Here is a 21,132-nt window from a genome sequence, read left to right on the forward strand (position 1 = left end):
GATGGAGCGTATCCCTATCTTGCAGATGGGCGAGTTCCTGCTGGTGACCATCCAGGTGGACATGCACGACCAACTGGCCTTGCGCCTGCAGGACGACCTCACCGCGCGCCTCGACCACACCTCGGCGCGGGGCGTGTTGATTGATATCTCGGCGCTGGACATGGTCGACTCGTTCATCGGCCGGATGATCGCCAGCATCTCCAGCTTGTCGCGGATCATGGACGCCGAAACCGTGCTGGTCGGCATGCAGCCCGCGGTAGCCATTACCCTGGTCGAACTCGGCCTGACCTTGCCGGGGGTGAGCACTGCGCTCAACGTTGACCGCGGGATGAATCTGCTGCGTCAGCGGGTAGGGCGGCCATGAGCATTCGCGACAGCGGCAGCCAACCGGTGCGACTGGAGCAGGACGTGGTACTGGCCCGACAACTGGCGCGCAGGATTGCCAGCGACTGCGGCATGCGCCTGGTCGACTTGACCAAGCTGGTCACGGCGGTCAGCGAACTGGCCCGTAACACCGTGGTGTATGGCGGTGGCGGCGATATGGACTGGCAGGTCATCGAGGACGCCGGCAGGGTTGGCGTGCGCCTGGTATTTCGCGATGAAGGCCCCGGTATCGCCGACGTCAAGCTGGCGTTGACCGATGGCTGGACTTCTGGCTCAGGCTTGGGCCTGGGGCTGACCGGCGCGCGCCGGCTGGTCGATGAATTCGAACTCGACACCGCTCCCGGGCAAGGCACCCGGGTAACGATCACCCGATGGACATGAACCTTGCCGCCAGCCTGACCCAGGTCTTGCGCCTGGATGATCACAGCCAGGTGGGCCACGCCCGCCGGGTGGTGCAGAAACTGGCCGAACAGCAGGGTTTTACCCCTGCCGATGCCGGCCGAGCGGCGCTGGTCGCAACCGAGCTTGCCAGCAATGTGCTTAAACATGCCGGGCGCGGCGAGTTGCACTTGCGGGTGCTGCCTCATGATGGCGGGCACGGTCTTGAGCTGCTGGCAGTGGATCGCGCCCAGGGGTTCGATGTGCATGCTTGCCTGGCCGATGGCTACTCGACCGGCGGCACCCAGGGCATTGGCCTGGGCGCGGTCAGTCGCCTGGCCCAGGTGTTCGATGTGCATGCCGATGAGCGTGGCGCGGTGGTCTTGGCGCGGCTGTACCGCGAGGGCGCCAGTGGGCCGGATGTGCGGGTCGGGGTCAGCCAGCATTCCCTGCATGATGACCCCGCCTGTGGTGATACGTGGCACGTGACCCTGGGTAAGCAACGACTGAGCGCACTGCTTATAGATGGTCTGGGTCACGGTGAGGAGGCCGAGCGAGCCGCCAAGGCCGGGGCCCAGGAGTTTGCCAGCAACCCGTTCAGTGAGCCGCAAGGCTTGCTTGGCGAGCTGCACCACGCCATGGCTAGCACCCGCGGCGGCGCGGCGGCCATCGCTCAGTACGATGCCAGCGCCGACAGCCTGGCGTTCATTGGTATCGGCAATATCGGCGCCACCTTGGTGGGCGGCGAACGGCCGCGGGGCCTGGCCTCGCACCCCGGCATCGTCGGGGGTCAATACCGCAAGGGCCAGGTGTTCGACTACGCTCACGTGAAGGGAAATCTGTTGATCATGTTCAGCGATGGCCTGCAATCGCGTTGGAACCTTCAAGCCTACCCTGGCCTGGCCTCGCGCCACCCGGCCGTGATCGCCACCGTGCTGCACCGCGACTTCAGCCGCGGGCGGGACGATGTCACGGTGCTGGTTATCGACCTGGAGACTGTGCATGCCTGAGCCGTCGCCCAACACCACCGCCGAGCAGGCCGCCCTGGTGGCGCGCTTGCAGGCGGAAAACCAGGCCTTGCGCGGCGAGTTGGAGGAAACCAATCAAGGCGTGCTGGCGCTGTATGCCGAGCTGGATATCCAGGCTGAGCAACTGCGCCAGGCATCGGACCTGAAAAGCCGCTTCCTGTCCTACATGAGCCACGAATTCCGCACGCCGCTGGGCTCGATCCTGAGCATTACCAGCCTGCTCGCCGACGAAGTGGACGGGCCGCTGAGCAAAGAGCAGCAATTGCAGGTGGCGTTCGTCAGCACCGCGACTCGCGAGCTCAGCGACATGGTCGATGACCTGCTGGACCTGGCCAAGATCGAGGCTGGGCGCATCACCATCTCGCCGGCCTGGTTCGACATGCTCGACCTGTTCGCCGCCTTGCGCGGGATGTTCCGGCCGATCGTCGACACCGGGTCTGTCGATCTGATTTTCGAAGAACCACAGGGCCTGCCCCAGCTGTATACCGACGACAAGAAGCTGACCCAGATTCTGCGCAACTTCATTTCCAATGCCCTGAAGTTCACCACCCGTGGCGAAGTGCGGGTGTCGGCCCAGTTGCATGGCAGCGATCAGATTCGCTTCGCCGTTACCGATACCGGCATCGGCATCGCTCCAGAGTTGCTCGAAGGCCTGTTCGAAGACTTCGCCCAGCTCGACTCTCCCCTGCAAAAGCGTCTGCGCGGCACCGGCCTGGGGTTGTCGCTGTGCAAGCGCTTCGCCGCCTTGTTGGGGGGCGAGGTGGGAGTGGACAGCGTGCCAGGAGTGGGGTCTTCGTTTTTTGTGATCATTCCGTTGGCCATCGCCCAGGAGAGCGTCGATGAACCCTGACATCCGCCTGCTGATCGTCGACGACAACGCCGCCACGCGTTACGCGCTGCGTCGGCGGCTGGCGCTGCACGACTATCAGGTGCTGGAGGCGGGCACCGGTGGCGACGGGCTGGCGATGATCCGCAACGAGCAGATCGATGCGCTGATCCTCGATGTCAACCTGCCGGACATGAGTGGGTTCGACATCGTGCGCCTGCTGCGCGCCGATCCGGCAACTGCGTTGCTGCCGGTGATCCACGTGTCCGCCGCGTCGATCCAGACCGGCGACATTATCACTGGCCTGGAAGCTGGCGCCGACGCCTACCTGGTCCACCCGGTCGATCCGGACGTGCTGCTGGCGACCCTGCGCACCTTGCTGCGAGTGCGCGACACCGAGCGTGCCCTGCGCGAGAGCGAAGCGCGTTTTCGCGAGATTTTCAGCAATGTTTCAGCACCGATTGCAGTCTTGGACGCCACCCTCAAGGTGCACGAGTGCAACCAGGCCTTCGCCCAGCTGATCCAGGACAACCGCCACCCGGAAACGTTGCGTGAGTGCTTTGCCAGCGACCAGCAAGGCGAATTGGCGCTGTTGCGCCAGCACCTTGCCGATGGCCAGCGCTGGCGTGGCACCTTGGCCATGACCGTGCAAGGCCTGCCGCGGGATACCGAGTGGCAGCTGTCGCCTTATCGCGCCCCCGGCTTGTGCCTGGTGTTCGTCGAAGACGTCACCGAGCACCGCCATCGCGAACGTTCGCACCTGGCCCGCTTGGATGACGCCAACACCCAGCTGGCCCATGAAGTCGCCCAGCGTGCGCGCAGCGAAGCGCAGTTGTTGCAGTTACAGAAGATGGATGCGCTAGGCAGCCTCACCGGCGGTATCGCCCATGACTTCAACAACCTGCTCACCGGCATCATCACCAGCCTGGAACTGATCCGCAAACGGGTTGCAGAAAACCGTGTGGAGAAGGTCCCAAGCTACGCCGAGGCCGCCTTGAGCTCGGCGATGAGCGCGGCATCGCTGACCCATCGCCTGCTGGCCTTCGCCCGCCAGCAGCCACTCGATACCCGGCCGGTGGATATCAACGAACGGGTGCGCTCGCTGGAGGAGTTGATTACCCGCACCGTCGGCGAGCGCATCGAACTGCAACTGCAGCTCTCCAGCCGCCCGGCGATTGCCCTGGTCGATCCGATCCAGCTGGAAAGCGCAGTGCTCAACCTGGTGATCAATGCCCGGGATGCCTTGGTCAAGGGCGGGCATATCTGGGTCAATACTGCCGCGACCTGGTCGCATGGCGACCCCAACTTGCAGGACGGCCCCTATGTGGCGGTGACGGTGCGCGATGATGGCAGCGGCATCGAGCCGGAGTTGCTGGAAAAAGTCTTCGATCCATTTTTCACCACCAAACCGGTCGGGCAAGGCACCGGGCTTGGTTTGTCGACCATCTATGGGTTCGCTCGCCAGTCTGGTGGGCATGTGGCAATTCGAAGCCTGCCAGGGCAGGGCACCGAAGTGACCCTGCTGCTGCCGGCCAGTACTCAACAAGCGTCCAGTACTGAACGCGCACCCCAGGTCGACCAGAAAGGCGCCGGCGAGCATGTGCTGATCGTCGAGGACATGGCTTCGGTGCGCCTGTCGGTAGCCGAGGCGTTGACCGATGCCGGCTATCGCTGCACCTTGGCCGAGACCATTGAACAGGCACTGGACCATTTGCGCGAGGACGCCGGGATCGAGTTGTTGTTGACCGATGTCGGCTTGCCAGGGATCAGTGGCCGGGAGCTGGCGGACATGGCCCGCATCTACCGACCGGGGCTGCCGGTGCTGTTCATGACCGGCTACGCCGAGACCGCGTTGGATCGCCAGGCGTTTCTTGGCACGGGGATGGATATGCTGATCAAGCCGTTCCAGATTGGTGAGTTGCTGGACAAGGTGCGGCGCAGCTTGGGGCAGCTGGCCGCAGGTTGAAACGCTGTACTTGCTGGCCTCATCGCGGGGCAAGCCCGCTCCCACGTTGCTTGATTGCCATGTCCTCTGGCGCCTAGCCAAGCGTGGCGCCCATGCTTGGCTGCCAGTTCTTCGCCTCTTGAGCCAAGCGTGGGAGCGGGCTTGCCCCGCGAGCGGTCGCCGATCAGTGCGCCCCAGCGGCCTTGCTCAGATCGCTCTCGGCCCACTCGGTATAGATACAGGCATCGGCCACCGCCCAGCGCACCTTGACCGTTTCCCCTGGCAGCATCGGCATCCCCGCCGCCGACAAGGCCTTGACCGTCATCTCAGTGCCGCCGGCAGTGACCACATGGCACGTCTGGCTCTCACCCAGGAACAACACCTCAGCGACCTTGGCACTGACCTCGTTCCAACCCGCCGGGCGTGGCTCGCGCGCGGCTTGCTCGGCACTCAAGGCCAGGGCTTTTTCCGGCCGCACCATGATCAACGCGTCCTGTTCGGCGACCAGCCCTGGGGTCAGGCGAATTGCCAGGGCTTGCCCCTCGAAGCTGCCGGCACCATTGCTGTTGGCCTTGATCCGCAGGAAGTTGGAGTTACCCAGGAACGACGCAACGAAGGCATTCGGCGGGTTCTGGTAAAGGTCATAACCACTGCCCAGCCCGACGATCTTGCCGTGGCTGAAGATGGCGATGCGCTGTGACAGGCGCATGGCTTCTTCCTGATCGTGGGTGACGTAGACGATGGTGATGCCCAGCCGGCGATGCAGCTGACGCAGTTCGTCCTGCAGGTCTTCGCGCAGTTTTTTGTCCAGCGCGCCGAGCGGTTCATCCATCAACAGGATCCGTGGCTCGTAGACCAACGCCCGGGCAATTGCCACCCGCTGCTGCTGGCCACCGGAGAGCTGGGCGGGGCGGCGATGAGCGAACGGCTCCAGTTGCACCAGCTTGAGCATCGCATCGACCCGCTTGGCGATTTCGCCAGCGCTGAGCTTGCGGATCGCCAGGGGGAAGGCAATGTTGTCGCGCACCGACAGGTGCGGGAACAGCGAATAGCGCTGGAACACCATGCCGATGTCGCGCTTGTGCGGCGGGACGTTGACCAGCGACAGCTGATCGACCAGGATCTCGCCGCTGCTGGGCGTCTCGAAGCCGGCCAGCATCGACAGCGTGGTGGACTTGCCCGAGCCGCTGGAGCCGAGGAAGGTGAGGAACTCGCCATCCTGGATGTCCAGGTTGATGTTGTCCACGGCGGTGAATTCGCCGTAGTGCTTGTTCAGGTTGCGCAAGCTGACCAGAGTCTGGTTGGGCGCGTTGTCTTTGCTCACTGCACTCATTGTTATTGTCTCCGGGCGTTCAGGCGCTGGCTGGGTTGCGCCGGCGCAGGGCGGCGGCGATGAGCATGACCAGGATCGACAGGCCGATCAGCAGGGTCGAGGCCACCGCAATGACGGGGGTCAAGTCCTGGCGCAGGGTGGTCCACATCTTCACCGGCAGGGTCTGCAAGTTGGGGCTGGCCATCATCACGCTCAGCACCACTTCGTCCCACGACACCAGAAAGGCGAACAGGCCACCGGCGATCATCCCTGGGCGAATGGCCGGGAAGGTCACCTTGAAAATCGCTTGCAGCCGCGAGGCGCCGCAAATGACTGCAGCGTCTTCGATTGACTGGTCGAACAGCTTGAGCGAGTTGATGATCGAGATGATGGTGAACGGCAGGGCGACGATCACATGGCTGACCACGAAGGCGAACAGCGTGCCGGTGTAGCCAAGCTTGAGAAACAGCGCGTACACCGCCACGGCGATGATCACCAGCGGCACGATCATCGGCAGGGTGAACAGCCCGTAGAGCATTTCCCGGCCAGGAAAGCGCCCACGCACCAGGGCGAAGGCGGTCGGCAGGCCCAGCGCCACTGCGCAGACGGTGGTCAGCACGGCGACCTTGAGGCTGGCCAGGGCGGCCTCCATCCACTCAGGGTTGGAGAAGAACTGGCCGTACCACTTGAAGGTCCAGCCCGGCGGCGGGAATACCAGCCACTGCGACGAGCCGAACGACAGCAGGACGATGAACAGGATCGGCAGCAACAGGAAGGCTGCGATCACCCCGGTGGTCAGGTACAGGCCAACCCGCAGCGGGCGGCCCATGGCATTGGGCGTCAGGAGCATGGCGGCTTACCTCGCGTTACCAACCGGCGATTCCGGTTGCAGCTTCAGGTACAGGTAGAAGAGCACCAGGGTGATCAGCACCAACAGGGCGGCAGCGGCGCTGGCCAGGCCCCAGTTGAGGAACGACTGCACCTGCTGGACGATGAACTCAGGCAGCATCATGTTTTGCGCGCCGCCGAGCAGGGCAGGGGTGACGTAGTAACCGAGCGACATGACGAACACCATCAAGGCACCGGAGAACAGCCCCGAGCGGCACAGCGGCAGGAACACTTTCCAGAAGTTGGTCCAAGGGCTGGCGCCACAGATGGAACCGGCCTGCAGCACCATCGGGTCGATCGCGTGCATGGTCGCCTGCAGCGGCAGGACGATGAAGGGGATCATGATGTAGCTCATGCCGATCACCACGCCAGTGAGGTTGTGGACCATTTCCAGCGGCGCATCGATGATCCCCATGGCCATCAGCGCCTTGTTGATCACCCCCGAGGCCTGCAGCAACACCAGCCATGAGTAGGTGCGCGCGAGCAGGCTGGTCCACATCGACAGCAGTACGATGTTCAGCAGCCAACGGCCCCAGCCCTTGGGCACCAGGGTGATCGCCCAGGCCAGCGGGAAGCCCAGCAGCACGCTGATCAGGGTCACCAGGCCGGCCACCGAGAAGGTGTTGAACAGCACCCGCGCATAGGCCGAGTTGGCGAACAGCTGCTCGTAGTTACCCAGCCCCGGTACTGGCTCCAGTACCCCGCGCAGCAGTAGGCCGATCAGTGGGGCGAAGAAGAACAGGCCAAGGAACAACAGCGCTGGCAGCAGGTTGCGGCTGCCACGCCAGCGTTGGCTCAAGCTCGGACGGTGCATGGCCGCTCCCGGTGCGCCGCTGCCGCTGGCGGCAGCTTGCACGTTGTGCAGGGCGTTGATGGCGACTTTCATTTGACCAGCCACTCATTCCAGCGGGCAGCGATGGCCTGGCCGTTCTTCGCCCAGTAGGCGAAGTCCAGCGTCACCTGGTCTTGAGCGTAGGCGGTCGGCAGGTTGGAGGCGAGCTCGGGTTTGAGCTGGCTGACGCTGTCCAGGTTGACCGGGGCGTAGGCCGTCAAGTTGGCGAACTCGGCCTGGCCCTTGGCGCTGGCGGCGTTGGCCAGGAACTTCATGGCCGCATCCTTGTTCTTGGCGCCTTTGGGAATGACCAGGAAGTCAGCCATGACCAGGTTCTGCTTCCAGCTCACCCCCACCGGCGCACCATCTTGCTGCAAGGCGTAGACCCGGCCGTTCCAGAACTGCCCCAGCGACGCTTCACCCGAGGCCAGCAGCTGTTGCGACTGCGCGCCGCCGCCCCACCAGACGATGTCTTTCTTGATGGTGTCGAGCTTGTTGAAGGCCCGGTCGAGGTCCAGTGGGTAGAGCTTGTCGGGCGCCACGCCGTCAGCCAGCAGCGCCAGCTCCAGCACGCCTGGGCTTGGCCATTTGTACAGGGCGCGCTTGCCAGGGTAGGTCTTGGTGTCGAACAGCGCTGACCAGTCCACCGGCTTGTTGGCGCCGAGCTTGCCTTCGTTGTAGCCCAGGACGAAGGAGAAGAAGAACGAGCCGACGCCGTGGTCGGAAACGAAGCGCGGGTCGATGCGCTCGCGTTGGATGGTGTTGAAGTCCAAAGGTTCGAGCAGGCCCTCGGCGGCGGCGCGCAGGGCGAAGTCCGCTTCTACATCGACCACGTCCCATTGCACGTTGCCGCTCTCGACCATGGCCTTGAGTTTGCCGTAGTCGGTGGGCCCGTCTTGTACGACCTTGATGTTGCTGGCTTTGGAGAAGGGCTCGGCCCATGCCTGTTTTTGCGCATCCTGGGTCGTTCCGCCCCAGCTGACGAAGTTCAGGCTGTCGGCGGCTTGGCTGGCCTGGCAGGCCAGGGTCAGCAGGCTGGCGGACAGCACTGCGGTTACACGTTTGCTCAACAGCATGGTTACGCCCTCGTTACTTTTGTTATTCGAGGCGGGTCTGTCACCCGCCATGTGTTCGGGGAGCAGCTATTTCAACGATGTCGTGGGGCCGATTGTGAGTTTAGGATGCGGCCGATAATTCAAGGTCTACGGGATATCATATTATGGTATTCCAAGATTTTGGCAAGCACTCTGGGCGACCGGCCATCACCCTGTAATCGCGGGCTCGAACGGGATGCTCTGCACCACCTCCAGCTCATACCCTGCCAGCCCCGCGTACTTGAGCGGTGGCCCCAGGTGACGTAGCTTGCCCACGCCCAAGTCCTGCAGAATCTGCGCCCCGGTGCCGACCTCCGAGTACACCTTCGATTGCCCACGCTGATAGGCGCGCACCGGCTGGGTCAGCTGCGGCACGCGCTCCAACAGCGCTTGGGAAGACTCGTGATTGGCCAGGATCACCACCACCCCCGCACCCTCGTCGGCGACCTTCTCCAGCGCAGCCCACAGGGTCCAGTTGGCCGGCCCGGCGTACTCGGCGCCGACCAGGTCACGCAGCGGGTCGATCACATGCACGCGCACCAGGGTTGGCTGCTCGCGACGGATCTCGCCCATCACCATGGCCATGTGCACCCCGCCCTCGATGCGGTCTTCGTAAGTCACCAGGCGGAACGTGCCATGCACCGTCGGCAGTTCACGTTCGCCGATGCGCTTGATGGTCTGCTCGGTGCTCAACCGGTAGTGGATCAGGTCGGCGATGGTGCCGATCTTGATTCCGTGTTGGGCGGCGAACACTTCCAGGTCCGGGCGGCGGGCCATGCTGCCGTCATCGTTGAGCACCTCGACGATCACCGAGGCCGGGCTGAAACCCGCCAGGCGGGCCAGGTCGCAACCCGCTTCGGTATGCCCGGCACGGGTCAGTACGCCGCCTTCACGGGCGCGTAGGGGGAAGATATGCCCCGGCTGGACCAGGTCTTCAGGCCGCGCATTGGGCGCCATCGCGGCAGCCACGGTGCGGGCGCGGTCGGCCGCCGAGATGCCGGTGGTGACGCCGCTGGCAGCCTCGATCGACACGGTAAAGGCGGTGCTGAAGGCGCTGCCATTGCTTGGCACCATCTGCTCCAGGCCCAGCCGCTGGCAGTGTTCGTCGGTCAGGGTCAGGCAGATCAGCCCACGCGCCTGGCGGGCCATGAAATTGATGGCGGCGGCGTCGCAGTGTTCGGCGGCGATCAACAGATCGCCTTCGTTCTCACGATCTTCGTCATCCACCAGCAGGACCATCTTGCCTTGCCGGTAGTCCTCGAGAAGTTCTTCGATGCTGTTGAAAGCCATGCTGCACGCTCGCTGTGGTGGTTTGATTTTTATGGTATACCATAATACACAAATACCTGAAGACAGGAGAGCAGCGAATGAAGGCCTATTGGATTGCCCATGTCGATGTGACCGACCCTGAGCAGTACCAGCAATACACCCAGCGCGCGCCGGCGGCGTTCAAGGCGTATGGCGGGCGGTTTCTGGCGCGTGGCGGGCGCAGCGAAGCGCTGGAAGGGCGACCGACGCCGCAGCGCAGTGTGGTCATTGAGTTCGAGTCGTATGAACAGGCGCTGGCCTGCTACCGCTCGGCCGAGTATCAGCAGGCCTGCAGCCATCGCCAGGGGGTGGCGACGGCGCAGGTGATCATTGTCGAAGGGATAGATTGACTCGCTACTCGACATGCCGTCGAGGTGGCTTGCCTGGCGTTAGGGCCATCGCTGCAAGCTGTGCATGGATCAGGCAGCTGCCTTGCTGGGGAAAAGCCGGTATAAAGCGTTCACTGTCAACTGGATAGCGACAATGAACCCTTACGAAGACATGCGTATTTTTGCCCAGGTCATGGAAGCCGGCAGCTTCACCGCCGCCGCCGAGCGCCTGGGGCTGTCCAAGCAGTTCGTCAGCCGCCGCGTGATGCAACTCGAAGAACGCCTGGGCGTGCGCCTGCTCAACCGTTCGACGCGGCGCCTGGATGCCACGCCATTGGGCCAGCAGTATTACCAGTCGGCCTTGCGTTTGCTCAGCGAGGTGCAGCAGGTCGAGCAAGACATCAGCGGCCAGACCCAGGCGTTGCGTGGCACCTTGCGCTTGAGTGCGCCGCTGTCATTCGCCATGAGCCATCTGGGCTGTTTATTGACGGAGTTCTTGCAACTGCATCGGCAACTGGACGTCGAAGTCGATCTGAGTGACCGGGCGGTGGATCTGATTGGCGAGGGCTATGACCTGGCACTGCGCATTGGCAGCTTGGAGGATTCCAGTCTGATCGCGCGGCGGATTGCCGATATCGAGCGGGTCTATTGCGCAAGCCCCGATTATTTGGCGCGACGTGGCACGCCAGCAGTGCCCGAAGCGCTGCGTGAGCATGACTGTCTGCCTTATGGGCATGCACGGCAGGTGCAGTGGCAGTTCAAGCATCAGGGCAAGGTCCAGGCCATTGCGGTGACGGGGCGAATGCGCGCCAACAATGGCGAGCTGCTCAGGGATGCGGCGATTGCCGGGATGGGCATTACCTATCTGCCAGCGTTCATCGTCGCGCGGGCATTGGCAGAGGGCAGGTTGGTCGCACTGCTGGAGCCGTGGACACCGCCAGCGCTGCAGCTGTCGGCGGTGTACCCACAGCACCGGCAAGTGGCCCGGCCGGTACAGGCGTTCGTGGCGTTTTTGCGTGAGCGCTTGGGGCGGCTATAGGTTGCCTGTGGCGGCCTCTTCGCGGGCAAGCCCGCTCCCACAGGGGCCCCGTCGTGCGCTGTGGCGTGTCAGAGCGGGGTTGTGGGAGCGCGTAGGGGCTGTCTCTATCAGGCTGCCGCTGCCAGCTTGGCGCTGGTTTGCCGACGGCGATAGGCACTGTCGCGGCTGGCCAGCCACCAGTACAGCGGCGAGGTGATCGCCAGGCCCACCAGCCACGACAGATCGGCGCCGTTGATGTGCTCGGATACCGGGCCGACATACAACGGCGTGTTCATGAACGGGATCTGCACGATGATGCCCACGGCGTAGGCCAGCAGTGCCTGCGGGTTGTAGCGCCCGTAGATGCCGCCATCGACCTTGAAGATCGAGTCGATGTCGTAGTCACCCTTGTGGATCACATAGAAGTCGATCAGGTTGATCGCCGTCCACGGCACCAGCACGACCAGCAGCACCAGGACCATATCGACGAAGTGGCCGATGAAGTCCGCCGAGGCGAACACCGCCACCACGCAGCAGGCGGCCAGGACGATCAGCGATAGCACCGCGCGGCTCTTCGCGGTAGGGATCCAGCGGTAAGCGAAGGTCTGGATCAGGGTGATGATCGACAGCACTGCGCCATACAGGTTGAGGGCGTTGTGGCTGATCACACTGAGCAGGAACAGCACCAGCATCAACGGCCCAATCGCGCCGGTGGCGAGTTTGACGGCGTCCATGGTGTCCATGCCCGCCGGGATCGCCAGCACCGCCACGGCGCCGAACACGAACGACAGGCTCGAACCCAGGGCCGAGCCCAGGTACGTGGTCCAGAACGTCGACGACACTTTCACGTCTGCCGGCAGGTAGCGCGAGTAATCCGACACATACGGCGCGAAGGCGATCTGCCACAGCGCCGCCAGCGATACGGTGGCCAGCCAGCCGGCGAGGTTGAAGCCGCCACGGGTGAGGAAATCATCGCTCTGGACATGGCTGAAGATGTAGCCAAAACCGACCACGATGCCCACCCCCAGGACCCAGGTGCCAATGCGGTTGAGCACGTGGATGAAGCGGTAGCCGATGATGCCGATGATGCCCGAGCCCAGCGCGCCGATCACGATGCCGACCGGCACCGGAACCGACTCGGCGACCCCATGCAGCGACTTGCCGGCCAGGACGATGTTGGAGGCGAAGAAGCCGATGTACATCACGCCGGCGATGACCACCACCAGCAACGCGCCGAGCGAGCCGAACTGGGCGCGGCTCTGGATCATCTGGGGAATGCCCATCTGCGGGCCTTGCGCCGAGTGCAGCGCCATCAGCACGCCTCCGAGCAGATGACCGACCAGGATGGCGACGATGCCCCACACCAGGTTCAGATGAAACAACTGCACGCCCAGGGCGCCAGTGACGATGGGCAGGGGCGCGATGTTGCCGCCGAACCACAGGGTGAACAGATCTCTTACCTTTCCATGGCGGTCTTGCGGGGGCACGTAGCCGATCGTGTGTTTTTCTATTAGAGGTGCCGAGTTGGCTGCACTGGTCATGACTGACTCCAAGGCAAGGTGGGGCACGGCGGCGTGCCCGGGTGCGTGCCGGCAAGGGGCGACGCGTTCTTGTTGGAGGGATGATGCGGGGTGCGCAGGGATCGAGAAATTAGTAAATATGTGCTCACGAACCTTAAAAAACCTAAGGCTGACAAAAGGTTAAGAGGTCGCTGGCAGCAAGGAACGGGCCACCGGGCTGAAGGCCGCGGGGTTGGGGCTTCAAGGGGGTTGGCGTCAGCACGCAGTGAGCCGTGTTGGTGCGCACTGCACGCTCAGAGGGCGAGTAAAAAGCGGGTTTGGGCGGGCCTTTCGCTGGCAGTCGACACAAGCCGTGCAACTGTCAACTACATTGGCAGCAACCGGTCCTGAATCACTTCTTTCATCACCAGTGTCGAGCTCAGCCGCTTGACGTTGGGGATGCTGGTCAACTGCTCGTCATAGAGTTTCTGAAACGCCGGGAGATCACGCGCTACCACATGCAGCAGGTAGTCCGGATCGCCAAACAAGCGTTGCGCCTCGACGATCTGCGGAATTTGCGCCAGCGCTGCTTCAAAGTCCGCCACCGGCTGGCGGGTGACTTCGCGCAAGGTCACGAAGACCAACGCGGCGAAGTTCAAGCCTAGCGCCGCCGGCGCCAGGCGTGCGTGATAGCCAACAATGGCGCCAGACTCCTCCAGCGCTTTCAAGCGTCGATGGCACGGCGAGAGGCTCAAGCCGACGCGCTCGGCCAGTTCGGTCACCGATAAGCGACCGTCTTGTTGCAGTTCGGCAAGGATCTTGCGATCGGTTCGGTCCATGTGGGAAGAATCTTCCAGTAATTGTTCGCAGTGAGGGAATATACGAAAGAAAATCCCTCGGCGATATCCGTAATCTTTCTTCATCCAAAGCTGATCTGAAGGAAGACTTACGTGGCTATCAGTGTGTTGGCGGCGTTCTGGGCCGTATCGTTGCTGTTTGTCATTACCCCGGGCGCCGATTGGGCCTACGCCATCTCGGCCGGTATGCGTGGGCGCTGGGTGATGCCTGCGGTAGCTGGCATGCTCTCGGGGCACTTTCTCGCGACACTGGTGGTGGCCGCCGGTGTCGGTAGCCTGATCGCCGGGCATCCGCTGGCCCTGTCGCTGCTGACCTTGGCGGGCTCCGCTTACCTGCTGTGGTTGGGCGGTAATCTGCTATTGCGCCCGGCAACGCCCGAAGCGGCCCAGGCCGATGAAGCAGGGTCGGGGGCACGCTGGGCGCTCAAGGGGTTTTGTGTCAGCGGTCTGAACCCCAAAGTATTCTTGCTGTTCCTGGCCTTGCTGCCACAGTTCACCGATCCATCCTCGACCTGGCCACTACCGCTGCAGATTTTGTTGCTGGGGTTGGTCCACCTGTTCAGCTCGCTGGTGGTCTACCTGCTGGTGGGCTACGGCGCCAAGGCTGTATTGCGCAGCCGCCCGGCGGCGGCGAGGCGGGTCGGCAGGGTGTCGGGTTTGGCGATGATGGTGATCGGGGTGAGTTTGATAGCTGGGCAACTGATCTAATCGTAGGCGCTGACGCAACCTGCGATGGGCTGCAAGGCAGCCCCCCTGGGGCGACATCTTTCGATGGCGTATTGGCTGTCTACAACTATGTGTCGAGCCCAGCGGAACGTCTGGCGTTCTCTGATTTCTTATCCATCAGGTAGATGGCACTGTGCCTAGGGCAACCGATGGTCAGGATGAAATGAAATCAGTTTCGGACAACGACGCAAACTCCCCGCATGGCGCGATGCCAAGCTTCTTGCACGGTGGCGGCACGGTCAGCACCTTGCTGCAGTCGTTGGACTGGGACGCCTCGCCATTAGGGGCGCCGGCCGATTGGTCCGCCAGCCTGAAAACGCTGATGGCCACTATTCTTCCGGCCAAGGCGCAGATCGTGTTGTTCTGGGGCGCCGACTACGTAGCGCTGTACAACGAGGCGTATGCACCGACGATCGGAGCCAAGCACCCACGTGCCCTGGGCCGACCGGGGCAGGAGAACTGGAGCGAGCTGTGGGACGATCTTGAACCGCTGCTGCGCGGCGTGCGCGAAACCGGCGAAACCTTTTCGGCCACCGATCGGCCGTTCTATATCGAACGCCGTGGCCTGGGTGAAACGGCCTACTTCGATGTCTCCTACTCAGCCGTGCGCGAGGCCGACGGCAGCGTTGGCGGCGTGCTCTGTATCGTTACCGAAACCACCGAACGGGTGCAGTTCCAGCGCCGCCAGGCCTTTCTGCTGGAACTGGGACAGGCGTTGCCGGGCATGGATCAGCCTGAGGCCATCGAAGCCTACGCGCTGCGCCGGTTGGGCGAGGAGCTAGGCGCCTCACGGGTATTTTTTGGCGAAGATCTCGGCGATGGTCAGCACCTGCGGGTTGCCCGCGACTGGGTCGATGGCGTGACATCGCTGACCGGTGAGCAGAACTACCAGGCCTTCGCTGCGCGATTGCACGAGCAACTGGCCAGCGGCATGCGCGTGCAGAGCGATTTCCCCGCGGGCACTTCGGCCGATCTGTGCGCCAGCTTGCATGTGCCGGTGCTGCAGGCGAGCGGTTTGGAGGCGATGCTGACGGTGCAATTTCACACCCCTCATGTGTTCGTCGAGGACGAATGCCTGTTGGTCGAGGAAACCGCCAAGCAGGTCTGGAAGGCCATCACCCACGCCCGCGCCGAGCGGGCCTTGCGCGCCAGTGCTGCACACCTGGAGGCGACCTTTGCCGAACTGATGGCGCTCAATGAGAGCCTGGAAGAGCGCGTCGCCAGCATGCTCCGCGAGCGCGAAGCGGCAATGCTGCAGCTGCACGAAGTGCGCAAGATGGAGATGATCGGCCAGCTGACCGGGGGCATCGCCCATGACTTCAACAACATGCTCACCCCGATCATCGCTTCGCTTGAGCTGATCCGCCGGCGCCCGGACGATATCGGCCGCTCGACCCGACTGATCGATGGGGCACTGCAAGCGGCGGATCGCGCGCGCAACCTGGTCGGTCGTCTGCTCAGCTTCGCTCGCCGGCAGACCCTCAAGCCCCAGGCAGTGTCACTGGCCATGCTGGTCGGCGACATGCGCGAGTTGATTGCCCGTTCCCTGGGGCCAACCATCGAGGTGGTGGTGCAGATCGATGCGCGACTGCCAAGCGTGCTGGTCGACCCGCACCAGTTGGAGCTGGCGGTGCTCAACCTGGTGGTCAATGCACGCGATGCGATGAACAGTGGCGGGCGTCTGCTGATCTGCGCCGGTGGCGCCGACACAGGCCCGCCCCGACCAGAAGGCGTGACCGGACAACAGCTGTGGCTGCAAGTGGCCGATAACGGCTGTGGCATGGATGAAGAAGTCCTGGCTCGCTGCTTTGAGCCGTTCTACTCGACCAAGGGTGTCGGCAAGGGGACGGGGCTCGGCCTGCCGATGGTGCAGGGCTTGGCAGGGCAATCGGGTGGCGGTTTTGCCATTCATTCGCGCCTGGGCGAGGGCACCCAGGCGACGCTCTGGCTGCCGCAGGGAGAGCCGCAAGTGGTCGATGCGGGCGGCCCAGCTCAAGAACCGCCACGGGCGCGTGAGGCCACGCGGGTGCTGCTGGTGGATGATGAAGAGATCGTGCGTCATGCCACCGCCCTGCAATTGCGCGACCTTGGCTATGAGGTGAGCGAGGCAGCCAGCCCGGCGCAGGCAAGAGCCTTGATCGCTCAGGGGCTGGTCATGGATGTGCTGGTCACCGACCAGATCATGAGCGATGAGACCGGTGCCCAGTTCGCCCATCAGTTACGCCAGCTGAACCAGGACCTGCCAGTGTTGATCATCACCGGCTACGCCAACCTCTCGCCGCGTGAGCTGTACGGTTTCGAGGTGCTGCGCAAACCCTTTCGCCGCGCAGAGCTGGCTGAAAGCCTGGCGCGGCTACTGCGGCTCAGCGCCTGAGACTCGCGCGGCCCCCAGCACTTTTTCCAGCAGTTGGCACACCTGCTCGGCCGAATAGGGCTTGGCCAGGAACGCGAAGCCCTGATGCCCCCCTTCAGCCATGGCCTCGTTGTAGCCAGAGGTGAGGATCACTGGCGTCTGTGGGCGGCTGCGACGCAGTTCCTTGGCCAAGGCCAGGCCGCCCATGCCGGGCATCACTACATCAGAAAACACCGCATCGAACTGTCCTTGGGCGCCGCTCAATTGCGCCAGGGCATCCTCGGCGCAAAGGGCCAAACTGACCTGATAGCCATGATCCTTGAGCATCTGGGTGGTGCAATTGCCGACATCGGCGTTGTCCTCGACCACCAGGATGCGCCGTTTGCTGCTGTCGGCCAGGGCCACGGGGGCACTGCTCGGTAGCGCGCTTTGCGGCGAATCTGCCGAGCTTTCCTGGGGCAGGTACAGGGTAAAGGTGGTGCCCTTGCCGGCAACGCTGCTCACCTGCACATCACCGCCAGATTGCTTGACGAAGCCGAACACCTGGGACAAGCCGAGCCCCGTCCCTTCGCCCGCAGCCTTGGTGGTGAAGAACGGATCGAAAATGCGCTCCAGCAGCTCAGGTGCAATCCCCACGCCACTGTCGATCACCGAAATCGCTGCAAAGCGGCCGGGCATGCCGGGCATGCGGTGGTCGGCGACCAGGCGCAATTGCAGGGTACCTTCGCCGGCCATGGCATCGCGGCCATTGATCATCAGGTTGATGAGCGCTGTTTCCAACTGGCCAAGGTCGGCGCGGATGTAGCAGGGCGACTCGGGCAGTTCCAGGCTGACTTGGATGCGCGCCCCGGTGGCGGTATCGAGCATTTCCGCCATGCCTTGCAGCCTTGGCCCGGCGTCGAACACTTGCGGGCTGAGTGCTTGGCGGCGGGCGAAGGCGAGCAACTGACCGGTGAGTTTGGCGCCGCGATCGACGGTGTCGGAAATGGTCTTGAGATAGCGCTGGCGGCGGTTGTCGTCCAGATCCGGGCGCTGCAAAAAGTGCAGGGATGAGCGGATGATGGTCAGCAGGTTGTTGAAATCATGGGCAACGCCGCCGGTCAGTTGGCCGATGGCTTCCAGCTTCTGGGTCTGGCGCAGCATCGCTTCGGTGTGCAGCAACTGCTCGGTGCGCTCCTGCACGCGATGTTCCAGGGTGGCGTTCAGCGCCTCCAGCGCAGCTGCCGTCTCGCGCACTTCGGCGTAGGCCTGGACGCGTTGGATATGCGCCCAACAGCGCTCGGTCACTTCGCTGATCAACGCTTGTTCATAGGCAGTCCACTGGCGCGGTACGCGGTCATGGATGGCCATTAGCGCGGTCAAGCGACCCTCCTTGATCAGTGGCATGCAGATGGTCGCGGTGATGCCGATGGCCTGGAAGGTCGCCGCTTCCTGCGGTTCGAGCTGATTGAGGTTGTCGTTGATCACCAGCGGCAAGCCGGCGCGCAGTTGCTTGACCGCCAGGGTGCCGAAATCGGCCAGGCGGTATTGGCCGACCAGACGTGGTGAGCCTGGTGCCACCGCGTCACCACAGATAGTGAAACCGTCCTGGTCGGCGTCCATTACCGCGTAGGCGCAACTGGACAGGCGCAGGTGCTCGACCAGCATACTGGTGGTGGTGGCCATGATCCGATCGGGGTCATTGGCGTCGGCCAGGGCGCGGCTGAGATTGTCGAGGAAGTTCAGGCGCTGGTTGGCAACTACGGTGGCAGTGGTTTCCGTTACCGTGTCGATCATGCCGACGATCTGCCCATGCTGATCGCGGATGGGGCTATAGCAGAAGGTGAAATAGGCCCGCTCAGGGCCATCGCTGCGGTTGATCAGCAGCGGGAAATTCTCGATGAATACCGCTTCGCCTGCCAGCGCGCGGTCGGCCATCGCCTCGATGTCGCTCCAGGCTTCCTGCCACACCTTGCTGAACGGACGCCCCAGGGCCAATGGTTTTTCGCCGAGGATCGCGCTGAAGGCATCGTTGTGCAGGGTGATCAGCTCATCGCCCCAGAGCACGGCCTGCGGAAAATGTGAGCCCAGGCACAGTGCCACGGTGGTCTTGAGCACGTCTGGCCAGGACTCGAGCGGGCCGAGCGGGGTGGATGCCCAGTCGTGGTTGCGGATTCGCTCGGCCATGGATCCGCCGCCTTCCAACCATTTCGTCATGGGGTTTGCTGGTCCTTTCATCAGGGAGTAATAAGGGTGCCCTGAGATTGGCTTGCTGGCGAGAAATTTGTGTTGGCAGTGCGGGCAGTGCACAGATCAGCGAATGAAATGCACCTTGCCGGTGTCGTCATTGCCCATGTAGATCCCGTACACCCCCGCCTGCCGCTCGAGAATATAGCGCTCGAGGATTTGCCGAATCGCCGGGTAGTAGATCTCATCCCAGGGGATCTCATCAGGTTCGAAGAACTTGTAGGCAAGCGTCTCCGGCCCGAACTGGCCGGTCTCCTGGGTGGCGATGGCGCGAAAGATGATGTACACCTCGCTGATCTTGGCCACGCTGAAGATCGAGTAGGGCGAAACGATCTCGGCGTGCACACCGCTTTCTTCCCAGACTTCACGCAACGCCGCCTGTTCGGTGGTTTCACCCGCTTCCATGAAGCCCGCCGGCAAGGTCCAGGTGCCAGGGCGCGGGGGGATGGCCCGCTGGCACAACAGGTACTTGCCATCGCGTTCGATGATGCAGCCGGCGATGATCTTCGGGTTGATGTAGTGGATGTAGCCGCAGCCAGTGCAGTGCAGGCGTTCGTGGGTATCGCCAGTGGGTACGCCCCGGGCAAGCTCTGTGGTGCAGTGCGGGCAATAGCGCGGGGCGTTGGGCATGCTTAGCGGCCTATGCGAGGGTCCTTCAGGACCAGGGGCTCGATGATTTCGCGCACCTTGGCGTTGTCATCCTGCTTCTGGCGCAGGTAGTCCAGCGCGACCTTGGCGGCGGCGCGTACGTGGTCGACCGAGGCTTGGTGCGCCGCTTGCGGGTCGCCGCTCTTGATCGCCGCGACGATCTTTTCCATTTCCTGGTTGCTGGCACCACGACGATTGGCCTGCGACACGGAGGTGGCGCGCAGGTAGCTGATGCGTGCTTGCAGTTGACGCAGCTGGGTGGCGGCGACGCGGTTGCCGGAACCTTCCAGCAGCACGTCATAGAAGCCTTGCACCGATTCGAGCACTTGCTGCAGCTCGCCTTCTTCCAGTGCCTCGCGGTTCACCTCCAGGGCGCGCTCCAGGGCGCGGATGTCCTTGGCCTTGGCATTGAGGGTGAACAGCTGGACGATCAGCCCTTCGAGCACGCAGCGCAGCTCGTAGATGTCGCAGGCGTCTTCCAGGGTGATGATCGCCACGCGCGGGCCTTTGGCGTCGGCGAATTCGACCAGGCCTTCGGATTCCAGGTGGCGCAGGGCTTCACGCACCGAGGTGCGGCTGACGCCGAGGCGGTCGCAGAGGTCGCGCTCGACCAGGCGGTCGCCGGGCAGCAGGTGGAAGTTCATGATCGCCCCGCGCAGTTTATCGAGCACGATTTCACGCAGGGTGACTGGGTTGCGGTTGACCTTGAAGCTGTCGTCGAGTGGCTGGCGTTTCATCAGGTGCGCTCTTTATGAGGCTGTTGCGCCAACCCGCAGGGCACCCCCGAACCGGGCGCTGCTCCTTGCGGTGGTTCGAACAGCCCGTTGTTAACGGGTTGACTCCGTGTCGGCTTCGGCGAACGCTTCGCGGGCCAGGCGGAAGCTGTCCACCGCCGCGGGCACGCCGCAGTAAATGCCGACCTGGAGCAGGATCTCGCGAATCTGTTCTCGGCTCAGGCCATTGCGCAGTGCGCCGCGGATGTGCAGCTTGAGCTCGTGGGGCCGGTTGAGCGCGGAAATCATGGCCAAGTTTATCATGCTGCGCTCTTTGCGCGACAAGCCATCGCGGCCCCAGACATGGCCCCAGCAGTACTCGGTGACCAGCTCCTGGAGCGGCTGGGTGAACTCGTCGGCATTTTCGATCGAGCGCTTGACGTAGTCCTCGCCCAGCACCTGGGTGCGGATCTGCAGGCCTTTCTCGTACTTTTCGTTGCTCATTGTCTAGCTCCGAATCAAAACAGGGGCAGCAACCATTGGTGAGAGGGTAGCGCGGCCCCTAAAAACAGGGTCATCGGCGGAGGTTTCTTCGCGGGCAAGCCCGCTCCCACAGGTACTTCACAGAAGTTGGGATCTGCGTGATCCCTCCCACAGGTACTTCACAGAAGTTGGGATCTGCGTGATCCCTCCCACAGGTACTTCACAGAAGTTGGGATCTGCGTGATCCCTCCCACAGGTACTTCACAGAAGTTGGGATCTGCGTGA

20 protein-coding genes are annotated in these 21,132 nt (G+C 63.3%); 9 read left to right on the forward strand and 11 right to left on the reverse strand.

Going from position 1 to position 21,132, the window contains the following annotated elements:
* Position 1: 1 nt before the first annotated feature.
* Genes OIU19_RS04475 through OIU19_RS04495 form a run of 5 tightly spaced genes read left to right on the forward strand, consistent with a single transcriptional unit; the run spans position 2 to position 4,582 of the window.
* A complete protein-coding gene (locus OIU19_RS04475; RefSeq protein ID WP_264233645.1) occupies positions 2-364 on the forward strand; it encodes an STAS domain-containing protein in 363 nt (120 codons plus the stop codon).
* Positions 361-765 (forward strand): ATP-binding protein, encoded by a 405-nt coding sequence (locus OIU19_RS04480; RefSeq protein ID WP_264233647.1) that lies wholly within the window; start codon positions 361-363, stop codon positions 763-765. The genes OIU19_RS04475 and OIU19_RS04480 overlap by 4 nt, the downstream gene beginning before the upstream one ends.
* Positions 756-1,772, forward strand: a complete 1,017-nt coding sequence (locus OIU19_RS04485; protein WP_264233649.1) for an ATP-binding protein — start codon at positions 756-758, stop codon at positions 1,770-1,772. Before OIU19_RS04480 ends, OIU19_RS04485 begins: the two co-directional genes overlap by 10 nt.
* On the forward strand, positions 1,765-2,640 hold the full coding sequence (locus OIU19_RS04490) for a sensor histidine kinase KdpD (protein WP_264233651.1): 876 nt from the start codon (positions 1,765-1,767) through the stop codon (positions 2,638-2,640). Before OIU19_RS04485 ends, OIU19_RS04490 begins: the two co-directional genes overlap by 8 nt.
* On the forward strand, positions 2,630-4,582 hold the full coding sequence (locus OIU19_RS04495) for a response regulator (protein WP_264233653.1): 1,953 nt from the start codon (positions 2,630-2,632) through the stop codon (positions 4,580-4,582). Before OIU19_RS04490 ends, OIU19_RS04495 begins: the two co-directional genes overlap by 11 nt.
* A gap of 163 nt (positions 4,583-4,745) precedes the next feature.
* Here OIU19_RS04495 and OIU19_RS04500 read toward each other — a convergent pair whose 3' ends face one another.
* The 5 genes from OIU19_RS04500 to ribBA all read right to left on the reverse strand — a co-directional run bounded on the left by OIU19_RS04500 (position 4,746) and on the right by ribBA (position 9,977).
* On the reverse strand, positions 4,746-5,894 hold the full coding sequence (locus OIU19_RS04500; protein ID WP_264233654.1) for an ABC transporter ATP-binding protein: 1,149 nt from the start codon (positions 5,892-5,894) through the stop codon (positions 4,746-4,748).
* A gap of 19 nt (positions 5,895-5,913) precedes the next feature.
* Positions 5,914-6,723, reverse strand: a complete 810-nt coding sequence (locus OIU19_RS04505; RefSeq protein ID WP_264233656.1) for an ABC transporter permease — start codon at positions 6,721-6,723, stop codon at positions 5,914-5,916.
* A 6-nt stretch (positions 6,724-6,729) separates the two neighbouring features.
* Positions 6,730-7,647, reverse strand: a complete 918-nt coding sequence (locus OIU19_RS04510) for an ABC transporter permease (RefSeq protein ID WP_264233658.1) — start codon at positions 7,645-7,647, stop codon at positions 6,730-6,732.
* Complete coding sequence (locus OIU19_RS04515) at positions 7,644-8,669, reverse strand: polyamine ABC transporter substrate-binding protein (protein WP_186555242.1); 1,026 nt, start codon at positions 8,667-8,669, stop codon at positions 7,644-7,646. Before OIU19_RS04515 ends, OIU19_RS04510 begins: the two co-directional genes overlap by 4 nt.
* Before the next feature lie 186 nt (positions 8,670-8,855).
* On the reverse strand, positions 8,856-9,977 hold the full coding sequence (gene ribBA, locus OIU19_RS04520) for a bifunctional 3,4-dihydroxy-2-butanone-4-phosphate synthase/GTP cyclohydrolase II (protein WP_186555243.1): 1,122 nt from the start codon (positions 9,975-9,977) through the stop codon (positions 8,856-8,858).
* Positions 9,978-10,054: 77 nt separating this feature from the next.
* On the opposite strand from ribBA, the gene OIU19_RS04525 reads away from it, so the two are divergent.
* On the forward strand, positions 10,055-10,345 hold the full coding sequence (locus OIU19_RS04525; RefSeq protein WP_264233660.1) for a DUF1330 domain-containing protein: 291 nt from the start codon (positions 10,055-10,057) through the stop codon (positions 10,343-10,345).
* A 133-nt stretch (positions 10,346-10,478) separates the two neighbouring features.
* Complete coding sequence (locus OIU19_RS04530) at positions 10,479-11,363, forward strand: LysR family transcriptional regulator (protein ID WP_264233662.1); 885 nt, start codon at positions 10,479-10,481, stop codon at positions 11,361-11,363.
* 107 nt (positions 11,364-11,470) lie between these two features.
* Here OIU19_RS04530 and OIU19_RS04535 read toward each other — a convergent pair whose 3' ends face one another.
* Positions 11,471-12,883 (reverse strand): cytosine permease, encoded by a 1,413-nt coding sequence (locus OIU19_RS04535; RefSeq protein ID WP_264233664.1) that lies wholly within the window; start codon positions 12,881-12,883, stop codon positions 11,471-11,473.
* Between the two features lie 344 nt (positions 12,884-13,227).
* Positions 13,228-13,680, reverse strand: coding sequence for an Lrp/AsnC family transcriptional regulator (locus OIU19_RS04540; protein ID WP_264233666.1), 453 nt, complete (start codon positions 13,678-13,680; stop codon positions 13,228-13,230).
* Positions 13,681-13,791: 111 nt separating this feature from the next.
* Here OIU19_RS04540 and OIU19_RS04545 point away from each other — a divergent pair, with 111 nt between their 5' ends.
* A complete protein-coding gene (locus OIU19_RS04545) occupies positions 13,792-14,406 on the forward strand; it encodes a LysE family translocator (RefSeq protein ID WP_264233668.1) in 615 nt (204 codons plus the stop codon).
* Between the two features lie 181 nt (positions 14,407-14,587).
* Entirely contained in the window at positions 14,588-16,798 is a 2,211-nt protein-coding gene (locus OIU19_RS04550; RefSeq protein WP_264233670.1) for an ATP-binding protein, read from the forward strand.
* On the opposite strand, the gene OIU19_RS04555 is transcribed toward OIU19_RS04550, so the two are convergent.
* The 4 genes from OIU19_RS04555 to OIU19_RS04570 all read right to left on the reverse strand — a co-directional run bounded on the left by OIU19_RS04555 (position 16,778) and on the right by OIU19_RS04570 (position 20,868).
* Positions 16,778-18,973 (reverse strand): ATP-binding protein, encoded by a 2,196-nt coding sequence (locus tag OIU19_RS04555; protein WP_264233672.1) that lies wholly within the window; start codon positions 18,971-18,973, stop codon positions 16,778-16,780. The genes OIU19_RS04550 and OIU19_RS04555 overlap by 21 nt on opposite strands.
* 96 nt (positions 18,974-19,069) lie before the next feature.
* Complete coding sequence (locus OIU19_RS04560; protein WP_027595373.1) at positions 19,070-19,633, reverse strand: NUDIX hydrolase; 564 nt, start codon at positions 19,631-19,633, stop codon at positions 19,070-19,072.
* 2 nt (positions 19,634-19,635) lie between these two features.
* Positions 19,636-20,388: a GntR family transcriptional regulator gene (locus OIU19_RS04565; protein ID WP_186555251.1), complete on the reverse strand. Its 753-nt coding sequence runs from the start codon at positions 20,386-20,388 to the stop codon at positions 19,636-19,638.
* 90 nt (positions 20,389-20,478) lie between these two features.
* Positions 20,479-20,868, reverse strand: coding sequence for a carboxymuconolactone decarboxylase family protein (locus tag OIU19_RS04570; protein WP_186555252.1), 390 nt, complete (start codon positions 20,866-20,868; stop codon positions 20,479-20,481).
* Positions 20,869-21,132 lie beyond the last annotated feature (264 nt).

Origin of the sequence: Pseudomonas sp. BT-42-2 (assembly GCF_025847435.2) — a bacterium.
Lineage (GTDB): Bacteria > Pseudomonadota > Gammaproteobacteria > Pseudomonadales > Pseudomonadaceae > Aquipseudomonas > Aquipseudomonas urmiensis.